9 protein-coding genes are annotated in these 14,300 nt (G+C 41.1%); all 9 read right to left on the bottom strand.

What is annotated here, in order from left to right; all coding sequences use genetic code 11:
* Positions 1-55: 55 nt before the first annotated feature.
* The 9 genes from IAG46_RS04545 to purL all read right to left on the bottom strand — a co-directional run bounded on the left by IAG46_RS04545 (position 56) and on the right by purL (position 14,256).
* Positions 56-1,867, bottom strand: coding sequence for an acyl-CoA dehydrogenase family protein (locus IAG46_RS04545; protein ID WP_190809129.1), 1,812 nt, complete (start codon positions 1,865-1,867; stop codon positions 56-58).
* A 34-nt stretch (positions 1,868-1,901) separates the two neighbouring features.
* A complete protein-coding gene (locus tag IAG46_RS04540) occupies positions 1,902-2,267 on the bottom strand; it encodes a four helix bundle protein (RefSeq protein WP_190809128.1) in 366 nt (121 codons plus the stop codon).
* Positions 2,268-2,304: 37 nt separating this feature from the next.
* The gene (locus IAG46_RS04535; protein WP_190809127.1) at positions 2,305-3,495 is read right to left on the bottom strand and encodes an acetyl-CoA C-acyltransferase; all 1,191 of its coding nucleotides are present in this window, start codon (positions 3,493-3,495) and stop codon (positions 2,305-2,307) included.
* Positions 3,496-3,514: 19 nt separating this feature from the next.
* Positions 3,515-3,889: a four helix bundle protein gene (locus tag IAG46_RS04530; protein ID WP_190809126.1), complete on the bottom strand. Its 375-nt coding sequence runs from the start codon at positions 3,887-3,889 to the stop codon at positions 3,515-3,517.
* Positions 3,890-3,926: 37 nt separating this feature from the next.
* The gene (locus IAG46_RS04525; RefSeq protein ID WP_190809125.1) at positions 3,927-6,332 is read right to left on the bottom strand and encodes a 3-hydroxyacyl-CoA dehydrogenase/enoyl-CoA hydratase family protein; all 2,406 of its coding nucleotides are present in this window, start codon (positions 6,330-6,332) and stop codon (positions 3,927-3,929) included.
* Positions 6,333-6,345: 13 nt separating this feature from the next.
* Positions 6,346-6,792: a MarR family winged helix-turn-helix transcriptional regulator gene (locus IAG46_RS04520; RefSeq protein ID WP_190809124.1), complete on the bottom strand. Its 447-nt coding sequence runs from the start codon at positions 6,790-6,792 to the stop codon at positions 6,346-6,348.
* Positions 6,793-6,932: 140 nt separating this feature from the next.
* Positions 6,933-8,702, bottom strand: a complete 1,770-nt coding sequence (locus IAG46_RS04515; protein ID WP_190809123.1) for a long-chain fatty acid--CoA ligase — start codon at positions 8,700-8,702, stop codon at positions 6,933-6,935.
* 190 nt (positions 8,703-8,892) lie between these two features.
* Positions 8,893-10,530, bottom strand: coding sequence for a beta-N-acetylhexosaminidase (locus IAG46_RS04510; RefSeq protein ID WP_223826573.1), 1,638 nt, complete (start codon positions 10,528-10,530; stop codon positions 8,893-8,895).
* Positions 10,531-10,569: 39 nt separating this feature from the next.
* A complete protein-coding gene (gene purL, locus IAG46_RS04505; RefSeq protein ID WP_190809122.1) occupies positions 10,570-14,256 on the bottom strand; it encodes a phosphoribosylformylglycinamidine synthase in 3,687 nt (1,228 codons plus the stop codon).
* Positions 14,257-14,300: the final 44 nt, after the last annotated feature.

Raw genomic sequence — 14,300 nt, 5'->3', positions numbered from 1 at the left:
AACCGCCCCAGAAGGAGCGGTTTCCAAAATCAGCTTTGTTTAAGCATTATTTGAATTAGTCAAAGGTATACCCATTATCCGCAGCGACTTTGTCTGCTATCTGTGTGCGTAGTGCCACGACATTGGGTTGATTTGTATATTTCGTAAAGCGTTTAAGTCCCATTAACATCATTCGTTGTTCATCACCTTCAGCGAAACTGACTATTGCTTCTTTTCCTTTTTGGTTAATAATATCTACCGCTCTGTACAGATATAATTTGGACATCGCAATTTGCGCAGATTGGGAATCTTCTCCAAATCTTTTAGTATTTTTCTCCGTACGCAATATAGTGGATTCTGCCAAATAAACCTGTATCAAAATATCTGAGGCCGATAGCAGTAGCATTTGATGTTCTTCCAAGCTCGGCCCAAATTTTTGCACGGCACTTCCGGCAATCATCAAAAAGACCTTTTTTAATCTGGAAATCAAATCCTTTTCCTCAGCAAATAGTTCTGAAAAATCTGGAGTGTCAAAGGACGGAATGCCTATCAATTCCTCACCCACTGCGGTGGCCGGACCTAAAAGGTCTACATGACCCTTCATAGCCTTTTTTACCAACATGCCAACAGCCAACATTCTATTGATTTCATTGGTTCCTTCATAAATCCTGGAAATTCGAGCATCTCTCCATGCCGATTCCATTGGGGTGTCTGCACTAAAGCCCATTCCTCCAAAAATTTGGATTCCTTCATCGGTTGTATGTTGTACGTGTTCTGAAACTGCAACCTTAAGAATGGAACATTCAATGGCGTATTCCTCTACTCCTTTGAGTTCTGCTTCTTGATGGGAATTTCCATCGGCTTCACGGATGGCAATCCGGTCTTCGATATTTTTGGCCGCACGGTAACAAGCCGACTCATCTGCGTAGGCATTGGTGGCCATATCGGCTATTTTAGCCTTTATAGCACCAAAATTGATAATGGGAGTCTTAAATTGTATGCGTTCGTTGGCGTATTTGGTAGCCTCTGTCAGTACGCGTCTTTGGGCTTCCAAACAAGCTGCTGCCAGTTTAATTCTTCCCACATTAAGGGCATTCATCGCAATTTTGAACCCATTACCTCTTTCTGACAACATATTTTCAACCGAAACCTTGGTCTCATTGAAAAACACTTGACGGGTAGAGGAGGAGTGAATCCCCAGTTTTTTTTCTTCATCACCTAAGGTGATACCATTTTCAGGGTCATTTTCTACAATAAAACCAGTAATATTTTTGTCATCTTCAATTCGCGCAAAAACAATGAATAGATTGCAGAATCCAGCATTGGAAATCCACATTTTTTGTCCGGTGATGCTGTAGTGCTTTCCATCTTTTGAAAGTACAGCCTTGGTTTTTCCTGAATTGGCGTCGGAACCAGCACCTGGCTCTGTTAAACAATATGCACCAAACCATTCGCCAGTGGCCAATTTGGGGACGTATTTCTGTTTTTGCTCTTCTGTCCCATATAGCGTAATCGGCATAGTGCCAATACCTGTATGTGCTCCAAAGGCAGTACTAAACGAACCGGTTGCACCTGAAATGTAGTCACACACCAACATGGTAGATACAAATCCCATTCCCATTCCGCCATAGGCTTCTGGCACGGCAACGCTCAAAAGACCAAGTTCACCAGCTTTTCGCATGGTTTCCTCAGTATATGCGTAGTCTTTTTTCTCAAATCGTTCCCAATGCGCCCAGAGTTCTCTATCTACAAACTCTTTGGTGCTCTCTCGCATCATTTTTTGCTCCTCCGAAAGGTCTTCGAGGGTAAATACGTCTTCACAATTGGTCTCTTTCACCAAGAACTGTCCACCTCGTAGGATATCTTTGTTTAGGGTCTCAGTACTCATAGTTTGTTAATTTTAGGACTCAGGAATCCAAGAATCAAGATTGTATATCCAATCCTTTTTGAAAACCTGTAATCATTTTTTGTAATTGTTGAATTTTATGTTCTAATTGATCAAACTTCTCTCTGGAGATATAGTTTTGATTGAGAGCAACGATAAGTTGGGTTTCCCATTCAAATGATGATCCAAGGCTATCCTCGATACATTTATTCAAATGTTTATCGGTGGATTTGCTTGTTCCTTCAGCAATATTTGAAGGTATTGAAACTGCACATCGCATTAACTGCGAAATCAAATTGAATTTTTCCTTGCTGGGGAACACATTTACCATTTTATACGTTTCATTGACCAATTCCATGCTTTCTTGCCAGATTTTGAGTTTTTTAAAATTGTGCCTTCTCATTCTCTGACTCTTTTTTCTTGACTCTAGTTTCTACATTTTAGTTCAAAAATTCATAAATACCAGCGGCTCCTTGTCCCGTTCCAACGCACATGGTAACCATACCATATTTGCCTTTCATTTCCCTTTTGCGCATTTCATCAAAGAGTTGCACGGACAATTTAGCGCCTGTACAGCCTAGAGGATGGCCCAAGGCAATTGCACCTCCATTTACGTTGATGATATCTGGGTTCAAACCCAACTCCCGGATTACGGCAAGGGATTGGGACGCAAAAGCTTCATTAAGTTCTATCAAATCAACATCTTCTTGCTTTAGCCCAGCTTGTTTTAGCGCCTTTGGAATGGCTTTTACAGGACCAATTCCCATTATTCGTGGCTCAACTCCCGCAGCTGCGTAATTGACCAATCGTGCAATGGGTTCAAGGTTCAATTCTTTGACCATTTCCTCACTCATAACCATTACAAATGCCGCACCATCACTCATTTGGGAGGAGTTTCCCGCAGTTACACTTCCGTCAGCAGCAAATACGGGGCGAAGTTTATTTAAGGTAGGGATGTTGGTTCCTTTTCTTGGCCCTTCGTCTTTATTTACTGTATAATTTTTGGTTTCTTTTTTCCCAGCTTCATTTACAAAAGTGTGCTCCACATCAATGGGAACAATCTGATCTTGGAATCGATTTTCCTCTTGAGCTTTTAAGGCCTTCATGTGGGAACTATAGGCGAATACATCTTGGTCTTCTCTAGAAACATTGAATTGTTTTGCCACAGCCTCGGCAGTAAGTCCCATACCCCAATAGTAGTCTTCATGACCTTCCTTGGCAGTTGCATAATCCGGAGTGGGTTTGTATCCTCCCATGGGAATATAACTCATGCTTTCCGAACCTCCGGCAATAATGCAATCTGCCATTCCGGACTGAATCTTTGCGGTTGCAATCCCAATGGTTTCCAATCCAGATGCGCAATAACGGTTGACCGTAACACCTGGAACGTCATCAATATTTAATCCCATTAAAGAGATTAATCGAGCCATATTCAGACCTTGTTCGGCTTCAGGCATTGCATTGCCCACGATTACGTCATCAATTCTTTTTTTGTCCAGATTAGGCAATTCTTTCATCATATGTTCAATGGTCTCGGCGGCCAATTCGTCCGGTCTCTTAAATCGGAATAGACCTCGAGGAGCTTTGCCAACTGCTGTTCTATATGCTTTTACGATGTATGCTGTTTTCATTTTATTTAGATAGTAATTTTTAGTACTGAGTATTGAGTTCTGCTTCAACCAAACTTTTTTGAAGACTATAATTCATTTTTTGTATTTCAAAACATAGGTCAATTACAGGTTCAACTTTAGCTTTTTCAATGAGATTCAATTCAATTAAAAGAATCAATTGGGTCTGTAGTTCGTAGCATGAACCATTGGCAATACTCAAGAAATGTTTGAATTCTTTTTTTGAATTTCTTCCAGCACCCTCTGCAATATTGGACGAAACTGAAACCGCACTTCTTTTCAATTGTGAAGTAAGCCCAAATTTTTCATCACTCGGAAGTTCAGTCTCCAAAACATAGACCATTTTGGCCAATTCTATTGCTTTCCTCCAAATTTTTAAATTTTCAACTTTGTTCATACTAACAACTCAATACTCATTTCTCATGATTCACAGACTAATTCCGAAGCGGTTTTCCTGTTTTCAACATATGTTGAATACGTTCCAATGTTTTTCTTTCGGTACATAATGATAGGAATGCTTCTCTTTCCAAGTCCAACAAATATTGCTCACTAACATAACTGGCTTCTGACAGATCTCCGCCCGCCATTACATATGCCAATTTATCTGCGATTTTTTTATCGTGTTCCGAAATGTAGTGTCCTGCTTCCATGGAATCAGTTCCTACCAGGAACATCCCCAAGGCCTGTTTTCCAAGCACTTTAACATCGGTTCGCTTTGGAGGCTTGGTGTATCCTGCTTCGGCCATTAGTTTGGCATATGCTTTAGCCGTAGCTATTTGTCGGTCTTTATTCACAACCACTACATCTTTCCCTTTTTGAAGTATTCCTAAATCATAGGCTTCATAGGCCGATGTAGATACTTTGGCCATTCCGATGGTCAAGAAATATTCTTGCAGTACATTGAGTTCTACATCATTCTTTCGGAAGGTATCCGATGCTCTCAAGGCCATTTCCTTGGAACCGCCACCACCTGGAATAACTCCTACTCCAAATTCAACCAAACCAATATAACTTTCAGCTGCTGCAACCACCTTGTCTGCGTGCAACGTAAGCTCACAGCCTCCACCTAAACACATTCCGTGAGGTGCAGAAATAGTTGGGATTGAAGAATAACGCATGCGCATCATCGTATCTTGGAAATACTTGATGGCCATGTTCAATTCATCATACTCTTGCTCAACGGCCATCATAAATATCATTCCGATATTGGCGCCCACGGAGAAGTTTGCAGCCTGATTGCCCACAACCAATCCTTGGAAATCTTTTTCCGCGATGTCCACAGCTTTGTTCAACCCCGCCAACACATCACCCCCAATGGTGTTCATTTTGGATTGGAATTCTACATTAAGGATTCCATCTCCCAAATCTTCGATAACAAGGCCACTATTTTTAAAGACCTCGTTGGACTTCCTTATGTTATCCAAAATGATGAAGGCATCTTGACCAGGAACTTTTTCCATGGTCTTTTTGGGAATGTCATAATAATAGGTTGCTCCATCTTTGACGGAGTAGAAAGAATTAATTCCAGCTTCCTTCATTTCATTTACCCAGGAAGCTGCCTCTAAATTTTCAGCTTGAATAAATTCCAGACCTTTTTCCAATCCAACGGCATCCCAGATTTGGAAAGGTCCGTGCTCCCAGCCAAAACCAGCTTTCATGGCATCGTCTATTTTATAGAGATCATCAGATATTTCTGGGATTCGATGTGAGACGTATGCGAAAAGGGCTCCAAAGCTTTTTCGATAAAATTCGCCTGCTTTATCCTTACCCGATGTTAAAACGGCAAAGCGGTCAACTACTTTGTCAATGGTCTTTGTTAACTCCAATGTAGCAAACTTGGCACTCTTTTTTGAGCGATAGTCCATGGTGTCCAAATCCAGTGTAAGGATTTCACTTTTACCATTTTCACCTTTTACTTTCTTATAAAAGCCCTGTCCGGATTTACTGCCCAACCATTTGTTGTCTACCATGGTTTTGATGAAATCTGGTAACTGAAAAAGTTCCAATCTTTCATCATCCGTGCAATTTTCATGTATTCCGTTGGCAACATGCACCAAGGTATCCAACCCTACCACATCTACAGTTCGGAAGGTGGCGGATTTTGGTCTGCCGATAACTGGTCCAGTGAGTTTGTCTACTTCCTCAACGGTCATTTCCAAATCCTTCACCGCATGAAAAAGGCTTTGGATACTGAAAATTCCTATTCTATTTCCGATAAAAGCAGGGGTGTCCTTGGCCACCACTGAGGTTTTTCCTAAAAATTGCTCTCCATAACCATTTAAAAAGTCAAGAACTTCTTTGGAAGTTTTTGGACCGGGAATAATCTCAAAAAGTTTAAGGTACCTGGCGGGATTAAAAAAGTGTGTCCCACAGAAGTGTTTTTGAAAGTCATCACTTCTACCTTCACTCATAAACTTAATGGGTATTCCGGAAGTATTGGAAGTAATTAAGGTGCCCGACTTTCTGTGCTTTTCCAGATTTTCAAAAACCTGTTTCTTAATGTCCAAACGTTCTACAACGACCTCAATAATCCAATCTGCATCGCCAACTTTTGCAATATCATCTTCAAGATTACCCGTAGTAATTCTTTCGGCAAACTTTTTATGATAAATAGGTGAGGGTTTGGATTTAAGGGCAGTGGTCAAAGAATCGTTGACCAAGCGGTTTCGAACAATTTTGTTCTCCAAGGTCAATCCTTTAGCTTTCTCTTTGTCGCTGAGCTCTCGTGGAACAATGTCCAATAATAAAACTTCGACACCGATATTTGCAAAATGGCAGGCTATGCCACTACCCATGATACCAGAGCCTATTACGGCAACTTTGTTGATATGCCTTTTCATCTATGAGTTAGAATTAATTAGTTGTTTTTGAATAAACTTTCTTTTCTATTATCAATTTGTTTATGATTTCGGCGGTTCTAAAAAAACCAGTCAAATCATCTTGTGATATATTTTCCTTTACTACTTCGTTGAAACGAAGTACAACATCTTTTGAATCTTTTCTCTTCTCCAACCCTAAAGCTGTTAAATGGATAAGTACACCCCGTCCATCTTTTGGGTTTGGTTTTCTTTGGATATAACCTCTTTCTTCAATGCTCTTTAGAATTCGGGATAAACTTGTGGCTTCCATGCCCATTTTAGGGCCTAAAGCTGTACTGGGTGTTCCCTTTTTTGGATCAATGCTCAAGAGTGTGAAGCCGATTGCCATGGTAAGTCCGTAATGTTTGGCCTCTTCATTGTACATCTTACTTACGGCCTGCCATGTAGCCCTTAATGCATAGTCAATGGTCAACTCTTTCATAAATCCGGTTTGGTATGATCAAATATACAAAAATTTATTATGCATGCATAATAAATTATAATTAATAACTAGGGGAAATTAAAAGGGCTCAAAAATCAATTTGAGCCCTTTAATTCTAGGTTGGAAAGTAGTGCTGTCTACTAATGACCATAAATATTGTTGTAAAGATCTATGTATTTTTCCTTTACAATTTTTCGACGAAGTTTCATGGTTGGGGTCAAATGCCCATCATCTACGCTCCATACATCAGGCGTGAGCCTAAATTGTTTTACTTTTTCCCATTTGGCAAAATCTTCGTTGGCCACATCAATTTCTTCTTGAATTCGGGCGATTACTTTTTCATTTAAAATAATATCGGAGTTTTCACCCAAGGTTATGTCATGTCTGTTCGCCCATTCATATAGAAATTCAAAATTAGGTTGAATAAGTGCCGCGGGCATTTTTTCACCTTCTCCCACAATCATGATCTGTTCAACGAAACGTGATTGTTTAAATCTGTTTTCCAAAAGTTGTGGGGCGACATATTTCCCTCCTGACGTTTTGAACATCTCTTTTTTGCGGTCCGTAATTTTTAGAAATCCTTCTGCATCTATTTCCCCGATATCTCCCGTGTGAAAATATTCTCCTTTAAGCACCTCTGCTGTTTTGTCTGGATCTTTGTAATAGCCCATCATAACATTGGGACCTTTGCAAAGAATTTCACCGTCATCAGCAATTTTGATTTCCACACCTTCGATAATCCTGCCGACAGATCCAATTTTCCATCCATGATTGCGCTGATCGTTTACCGAGATTACAGGAGAGGTCTCGGTAAGTCCATATCCTTCCATAACAGGAATTGCAGCGGCACCGAACACGCGACTCAGTCTGGGTTGAAGGGCAGCACTGCCAGATACCATAATATCAAGATTTCCACCCAAAGCTTCCTGCCATTTGCTAAAGATGAGCTTTCGGGCCACTCCTAATTTTTTCTCGTAAACCCAGCCATTTTGGCCGTAAGGCTTGTATTTTAATCCTAACTCAACAGCCCAAAAGAACAACTTCTTTTTTATGCCGGTGAGCTCGGTGCCCTTCATAATGATTTTGTCGTAGACTTTTTCCAAAAGCCTTGGCACTACGGTCATTACATTTGGTTTAATCTCTTTGAGGTTATCGCTTATTTTTTCAAGATTTTCAGCAAAATAGACCTGTACACCACAATATTGATAGAGATACAAGATCATACGTTCGAAAATGTGACAGACAGGGAGGAAACTCAACGCTTTGCCCCCAGAATCGAACGGTACTCTTTTTTCACTGGAAACCACATTGGAAACAATATTATTGTGTGAAAGCATTACGCCCTTTGGGCGTCCTGTAGTACCGGATGTATAAATCAAGGTAGCTAAATCTTCTGGATTTACTGCCGCTTTTCGTTGCTCAACGGTTTCTTGGTTGGAGGTGTCCTTACCCAGTTCAAGAACTTCTGTCCAGTTTTTACAATTTCCCAAATCATCAAAAGAAAAAACATCTTTTAATTTTTTAAGTCGGGAACTGACCGATAGTACCTTTTCCAACACCTCTCCACAGGAAACAAAACAATATTTGGCCTCTGAGTGGTTCAATACGTACTCATAATCCTCTTCAGAAATTGTTGGGTAGATAGGAACATTTTGCGCGCCAAGTTGAAGTATACCAATATCCACAATATTCCATTCAGTGCGGTTGGTCATGGAAATAATGGCAACCTTATCATTGGGTTCAACGCCAAGCTTTAACAGACCCCTACTAATGGCATTTGCCTTATCGATATATTCTTGGGAAGAGGTACCCACCCAGTTTCCCCCGACCTTGGTCACAAGCGCATTGGATAAATTGTATTTTTCGTGGGAGTAATATGGAAAATCGAATAAGCGGGTAACTTTTTGCATAGTAAGTTTCTGTAAAGTAATTGCAAAATAGGGAAAGGAAGCGGGATTTTAAAATGGAAAATTTAATTAACCCCTATATCAATTGATAAATAGTCAATTGGAAAGAAATAAAATGGGCCTTTTATATAAAAGGCCCATTTGTTTAATATTGGTATAGAAAACTACCCTCAAAAATTGAAGGAGGGAGCTATTACTCCATAACTTTTGCGTAGTTGATTCCTAAAGTATCCCATTCTTGTTGTTTCAACTTTAAGGCCTCTTTAAAACTCTCAAAGTTTTTGTTATCTGGTTTTGTCCAGCCAACTTCAGCATATGCAGCAATTCTTGGGAATGTTTGCCGTTCCACATCTTGGTTGGTAGGGGTCCATTCGCTCCACATTTGACAACCCAGGCCATAAATGTTTTGATGGTATTTAGGCTCCAAACCTTCAGGGATAGGGTCAAATCCGTAAGCTTTTTCCAATGAAATACTTTCGTAGTTGTAGTCGAGATAAGTATTGCTGTGAAGGGAGTTAACGATGCCGTACCCCTCTTGCGCAGCACTTGTGGCCAATTCTAGGTCTCCCTTCCAAAAATGAACCACTACGTTTTTGGCCAATGCTGTTTCTGCTTCAACATCATCCTTCTTTTCTTCAAAATCATCATGGATATTTTTTCCCATAATTTCGTTCCACCCCATCATTCGTCTTTCATGTTGCTCAATAAAATTTGAAATTTTATTAGTGAACTGTATTTGTAGATCGGCTGCGGTTTTTATTCCATGCTCCTTCATGTAATCTTGTACATGCTTTGATTCGTTCCAAACTTCGTAACCTACTTCATCACCACCTATATGAATAACTTCGGATGGAAAGAGTTCGAAAAGTTCAAATAAAACATCTTTCACGAACTGCTCTACTTTGGGATTGGTTACATCGTAATTATCATAATGACGTCCAAACTTAACAGGGACATCGATGTCCTTTCCTGCTGTGCCAAGCCAAGTATAAGAAGCAATGGCTGCGCTGCTGTGTCCGGGGATTTCAAATTCTGGAATCACGGTAATCTGTCTTTCGGCTGCATAAGCCACCAGTTCCTTGATTTGTTCTTGTGTATAAAACCCAGCATGGGGTTTTCCTGATAGTTTGCCGCTTCCCCAGGTTTCGATTTCCGAATCTGTTCGGGATGATCCTATTTCGGTAAGCTTGGGATACTTTTTTATTTCAACTCGCCAACCGGCATCGTCGGTAAGGTGCCAATGAAAAACATTCATTTTAAGCGATGCCATTTGATCCAATAGTTGTTTTACAAAATCGGCTCCGTGAAAATAACGTGACTCATCGAGCATATAAGCTCGCCATCCAAACCTTGGTGCATCTTTAATGGTGATTGATGGAACCAACCATGGCGATTCTTCCGTGTCCTTCGTGAGCAATTGTTTTAGCGTTTCGCTTCCGTAGAAAAAGCCAGCAGAAGAACTTGCTGAGATAGTTATATTTTTAGGAGTAACTTCTAAGAGATAAGCTTCTCCCTCCATATCGGTAACAAGTTTAAATGCAATAGCTCCGTTTTCCGAATCAGACACCTTAACCTGCACGCCAGTTTTAGCTTTCAGGTCTTTGCCGAGCTTATGAGCAACTTTGTTTACTTCAGCATCTGAGAATGCAATGGCCATTCCTTCTGTCAGGCCAAAAGAATTTTCAGATAATATAACCTCATTGGGTTGGGGCAACAAGTTGATTTCTGCAGCAGAAAAACTTCTATGTTTACGTACACATCCTGTTGTTAAAAGAAGGAACATTGCACAGAGGAAGAATATTCCCTTTGTATAACGGGTTTTGGTGTTCATTTGTGGGTATTAAAGTTACTAGTTAGTCTCTAAAAATAGTTATTTCATTTGCATTATCCACTCCTTGGCATTGATAAATGCTTGTAGCCAAGGGGAAACAACGTCGTTTCTATCCGCTGGATAGTGTGCCCAGTTCCACGGAAATGTAGAACGTTCAATATGCGGCATGGTGACCAAATGGCGTCCCGTTTTGTCGCACAGCATAGCGGTGTTATAGTCGCTTCCATTTGGATTGGTAGGATATGCATCATAACCGTATTTGGCCACGATGTCATATTCACTTTCAGCATGCGGAAGACTAAATTTACCTTCACCATGCGAAATCCAAACACCTAAAGTTGTACCAGCTAATGAAGAAAGCATCACCGAGTTGTTTTCTTGGATTTTGACGGAGGTAAAATTACTCTCGTGCTTGTTGGAATCGTTATAGGTCAGTCTACCATGAGTTTCGTGATCAGGATTGATCAAATCCAACTCCATAAACAACTGGCAACCGTTGCATATTCCAACGGATAAGGTATCAGGACGAGCAAAGAAATCCCTAATGGCCTTGTTCGCCTTTTCATTATACTTGATGGCACCTGCCCAACCTTTGGCACTTCCCAAAACATCTGAGTTTGAAAAACCGCCTACAGCGCCGATGAATTGAATGTCCTCCAAAGTCTCCCTTCCCGAAATTAAATCGGTCATGTGTACATCTTTCACATCAAAACCTGCCAAATACATGGCATTGGCCATTTCACGTTCTGAGTTGCTACCTTTTTCCCTGAGGATGGCTGCTTTGGGTCGTTCTCCTCTCGACTGCGCTCTTGGTGACAGCTTGCCTTCGAAATTTGAAGGGAATGTATAGTTTAGGGGCTGGTTCTTGTAGTTATCATACCGCTCTTTCGCCAGATTATTTGCTGTTTGTTTATCATCCAGCAAGTAGGAGGTCTTAAACCAAGTATCGCGAAGCGAAGTAACATTCAATCCAATTTCGATACCGTTGTTTTTGATATTCAGATTGCTTTCGGTACTTACGGAGCCTATTTTGTTGCAATCGATTCCAGCGTCAGTGAAAACTTTTTCAATGGAATTATCTTTGGATTGGAAGACGACCCCGGCATTTTCTGAAAACAGGAGCTTGATCACATCTTGTTCGCCAAGCGCAGACAAATCAAGGTTTGCTCCCAAGTCGTTGTCCGCAAAACACATTTCCAATAATGTTGTTATCAAGCCACCAGAAGCAACATCGTGTCCGGCAAGGATCATGTCGTCTTTTATAAGTTGTTGTAGCGTATTGAAAACAAGTTTGACATAGGTGGAATCTACAACTGTTGGGGTTTCGTTGCCAATGGAGTTCAGTATCTGACCAAAAGAGGAGCCCCCCAATTTAAAATTATCCTCGGAAATATTTATATAATAAATATCCCCACCACTTTTTTGGAGAACTGGCTCAACAACTTTGGTGATATCATTGCAATTTGCCGCTGCCGAGATGATCACGGTACCGGGAGAAATTACATCTCCATCTTTGTATTTCTGTTTCATGGAAAGCGAATCTTTGCCCGTGGGGACATTGATTCCCAACTCAATGGCAAAATTGGAAACAGCTTCAACAGCTTCGTATAATCGAGCATCTTCGCCCTCATTTTTACAAGGCCACATCCAATTTGCAGAGAGCGAAACGGACTGCAAACCACCTTTAATCGGGGCCCAAACAATATTGGTCAACGCTTCTGCGATACTATTTCTACTTCCCGCGGATGGATCTATTAACGCTGAAATTGGGGAATGTCCGATACTGGTCGCAATTCCTTCTTTGCCCTTAAAATCCAAGGCCATTACTCCGCAGTTATTTAACGGTAGTTGGAGAGGGCCTGCACATTGTTGTTTGGCCACATGACCACCCACACATCGGTCTACCTTGTTGGTAAGCCAATCTTTGCATGCCACAGCTTCCAACTGCAGCACTTGCTGTAAATAATCGTGGAAATATTCCAAACTATAATCAGCGCTGTCATAGACCCTGTTCAATGAAATATCTTCCATTATGGTTTTTGGAGAGCTTCCGAACATATCGGACAACTCCAAATCCATCGGTTTTTCACCTGTTTTTTGCGAGGCAAATGTAAATCGATGATCTCCGGTAACCGTACCCACATCGTACATGGGTGAACGTTCTCTAGCTGTAACGCGATCAAGAAGTTCCATATCATTTTCACCAATAACCAATCCCATTCTTTCTTGGGATTCGTTACCAATGAGTTCTTTTGCAGAGAGCGTGGGATCACCTACGGGAAGCTTATCTGTATTGATGATACCTCCTGTTTCTTCCACCAATTCTGATAAACAGTTGAGATGACCACCAGCACCGTGGTCATGGATGGAGACAATGGGATTATCGTGACTTTCCAAAAGGCCGCGAATGGCATTGGAAGCCCTTTTCTGCATTTCGGGATTGGAGCGTTGAACGGCATTCAATTCGATGGCTGAACTAAATTCACCAGTATCGGCGCTTGAAACAGCTGCACCACCCATACCTATTCGGTAGTTATCGCCACCTAGTATGACAATTTTATCGCCTTTATTGGGGGTATCTTTTAAGGCTTGATCAGCTTTTCCGTAACCGATTCCGCCCGCAAGCATAATAACCTTATCGAAGCCCAAACGTCGCACTTCTTCCTTATGTTCAAAAGTTAGCACTGAACCAGAAATTAGGGGTTGGCCAAATTTGTTTCCAAAATCAGAAGCGCCATTGGAAGCTTTTATTAAAATATCCATCGGGGTTTGGTACAACCAGTCACGTTCTTGCATTCCATTTTCCCATGGACGGTTTTCCTCCAATCGGGAATAAGAGGTCATATAAACTGCGGTTCCTGCTAGGGGCAAGGAGCCTTTTCCGCCGGCCAATCTGTCACGAATTTCCCCTCCGGAACCTGTTGCAGCACCATTAAACGGCTCCACGGTTGTAGGGAAATTATGGGTCTCTGCTTTTAACGATATAACAGAATCAAAATCTTTTTCTTCATAAAAATCGGGCTTGTCGGCACTTTTTGGTGCAAACTGAACCGCTTTTGGGCCTTTAATGAAAGCTACATTGTCTTTATAGGCAGAAACGATATTGTCTGGGCTTGCTTCGGATGTCTTTTTGATAAGCTTAAAAAGAGAAGTCGGCTTTTCTTCACCATCTATTACAAAAGTGCCATTGAAAATTTTATGTCGGCAGTGCTCCGAATTTACCTGACTGAACCCAAAAACCTCGGAATCTGTCAATTTTCTGCCCAGCTTATCGGATAGGTTTTCCAAATACGCAACTTCGTCAGCATTAAGAGCTAAACCTTCTTGCTTATTATAAGCAGCTATATCCTTAATTTCCAAAATGGATTCGGGAACAATATCAATGGTAAAGATATCTTGGTTCAACCCATTATATTTTTGGAAAAGCATGGGGTCGTGGTCCTGATTATCTTCGTTAACTGTATGGAATTCCTCTATCCGAAGGATGCCTTCAACACCCATGTTCTGCGTTATTTCGGTGGCATTGGTACTCCAGGGCGTTATCATGGCAGCACGGGGGCCAATAAAAAAGGCGTCAAGAGACGCCAAAGGTTTGTTGGTTGTTCCCGAAACAAGTTCGGGACAGGCGAATAACCATGTTAGTTTTTGAATGTCTTTTGGTGCAATTTCTTGTGCAGTCTGGACGGCAAATACCTTAGTTGCCACGTCCCCGAAGAAATGAATCATATCAGCCTAATTGTTGAACAGATTAAGAAAGTGCAAATTTACGA

This window comes from Flagellimonas sp. S3867 (genome assembly GCF_014698935.1).
Classification (GTDB): domain Bacteria; phylum Bacteroidota; class Bacteroidia; order Flavobacteriales; family Flavobacteriaceae; genus Flagellimonas.
Note: the sequence above shows the minus strand (reverse complement) of the source record. Positions and strands in the feature narration are given on the sequence as shown.

Coding starts and splice junctions, on each gene's coding strand:
- purL (WP_190809122.1), bottom strand. CDS start 14,256: ATGATTCATTTCTTCGGGGACGTGGCAACTAAGGTATTTGCCGTCCAG.
- IAG46_RS04525 (WP_190809125.1), bottom strand. CDS start 6,332: ATGAAAAGGCATATCAACAAAGTTGCCGTAATAGGCTCTGGTATCATG.
- IAG46_RS04515 (WP_190809123.1), bottom strand. CDS start 8,702: ATGCAAAAAGTTACCCGCTTATTCGATTTTCCATATTACTCCCACGAA.
- IAG46_RS04520 (WP_190809124.1), bottom strand. CDS start 6,792: ATGAAAGAGTTGACCATTGACTATGCATTAAGGGCTACATGGCAGGCC.
- IAG46_RS04510 (WP_223826573.1), bottom strand. CDS start 10,530: ATGAACACCAAAACCCGTTATACAAAGGGAATATTCTTCCTCTGTGCA.
- IAG46_RS04535 (WP_190809127.1), bottom strand. CDS start 3,495: ATGAAAACAGCATACATCGTAAAAGCATATAGAACAGCAGTTGGCAAA.
- IAG46_RS04540 (WP_190809128.1), bottom strand. CDS start 2,267: ATGAGAAGGCACAATTTTAAAAAACTCAAAATCTGGCAAGAAAGCATG.
- IAG46_RS04530 (WP_190809126.1), bottom strand. CDS start 3,889: ATGAACAAAGTTGAAAATTTAAAAATTTGGAGGAAAGCAATAGAATTG.
- IAG46_RS04545 (WP_190809129.1), bottom strand. CDS start 1,867: ATGAGTACTGAGACCCTAAACAAAGATATCCTACGAGGTGGACAGTTC.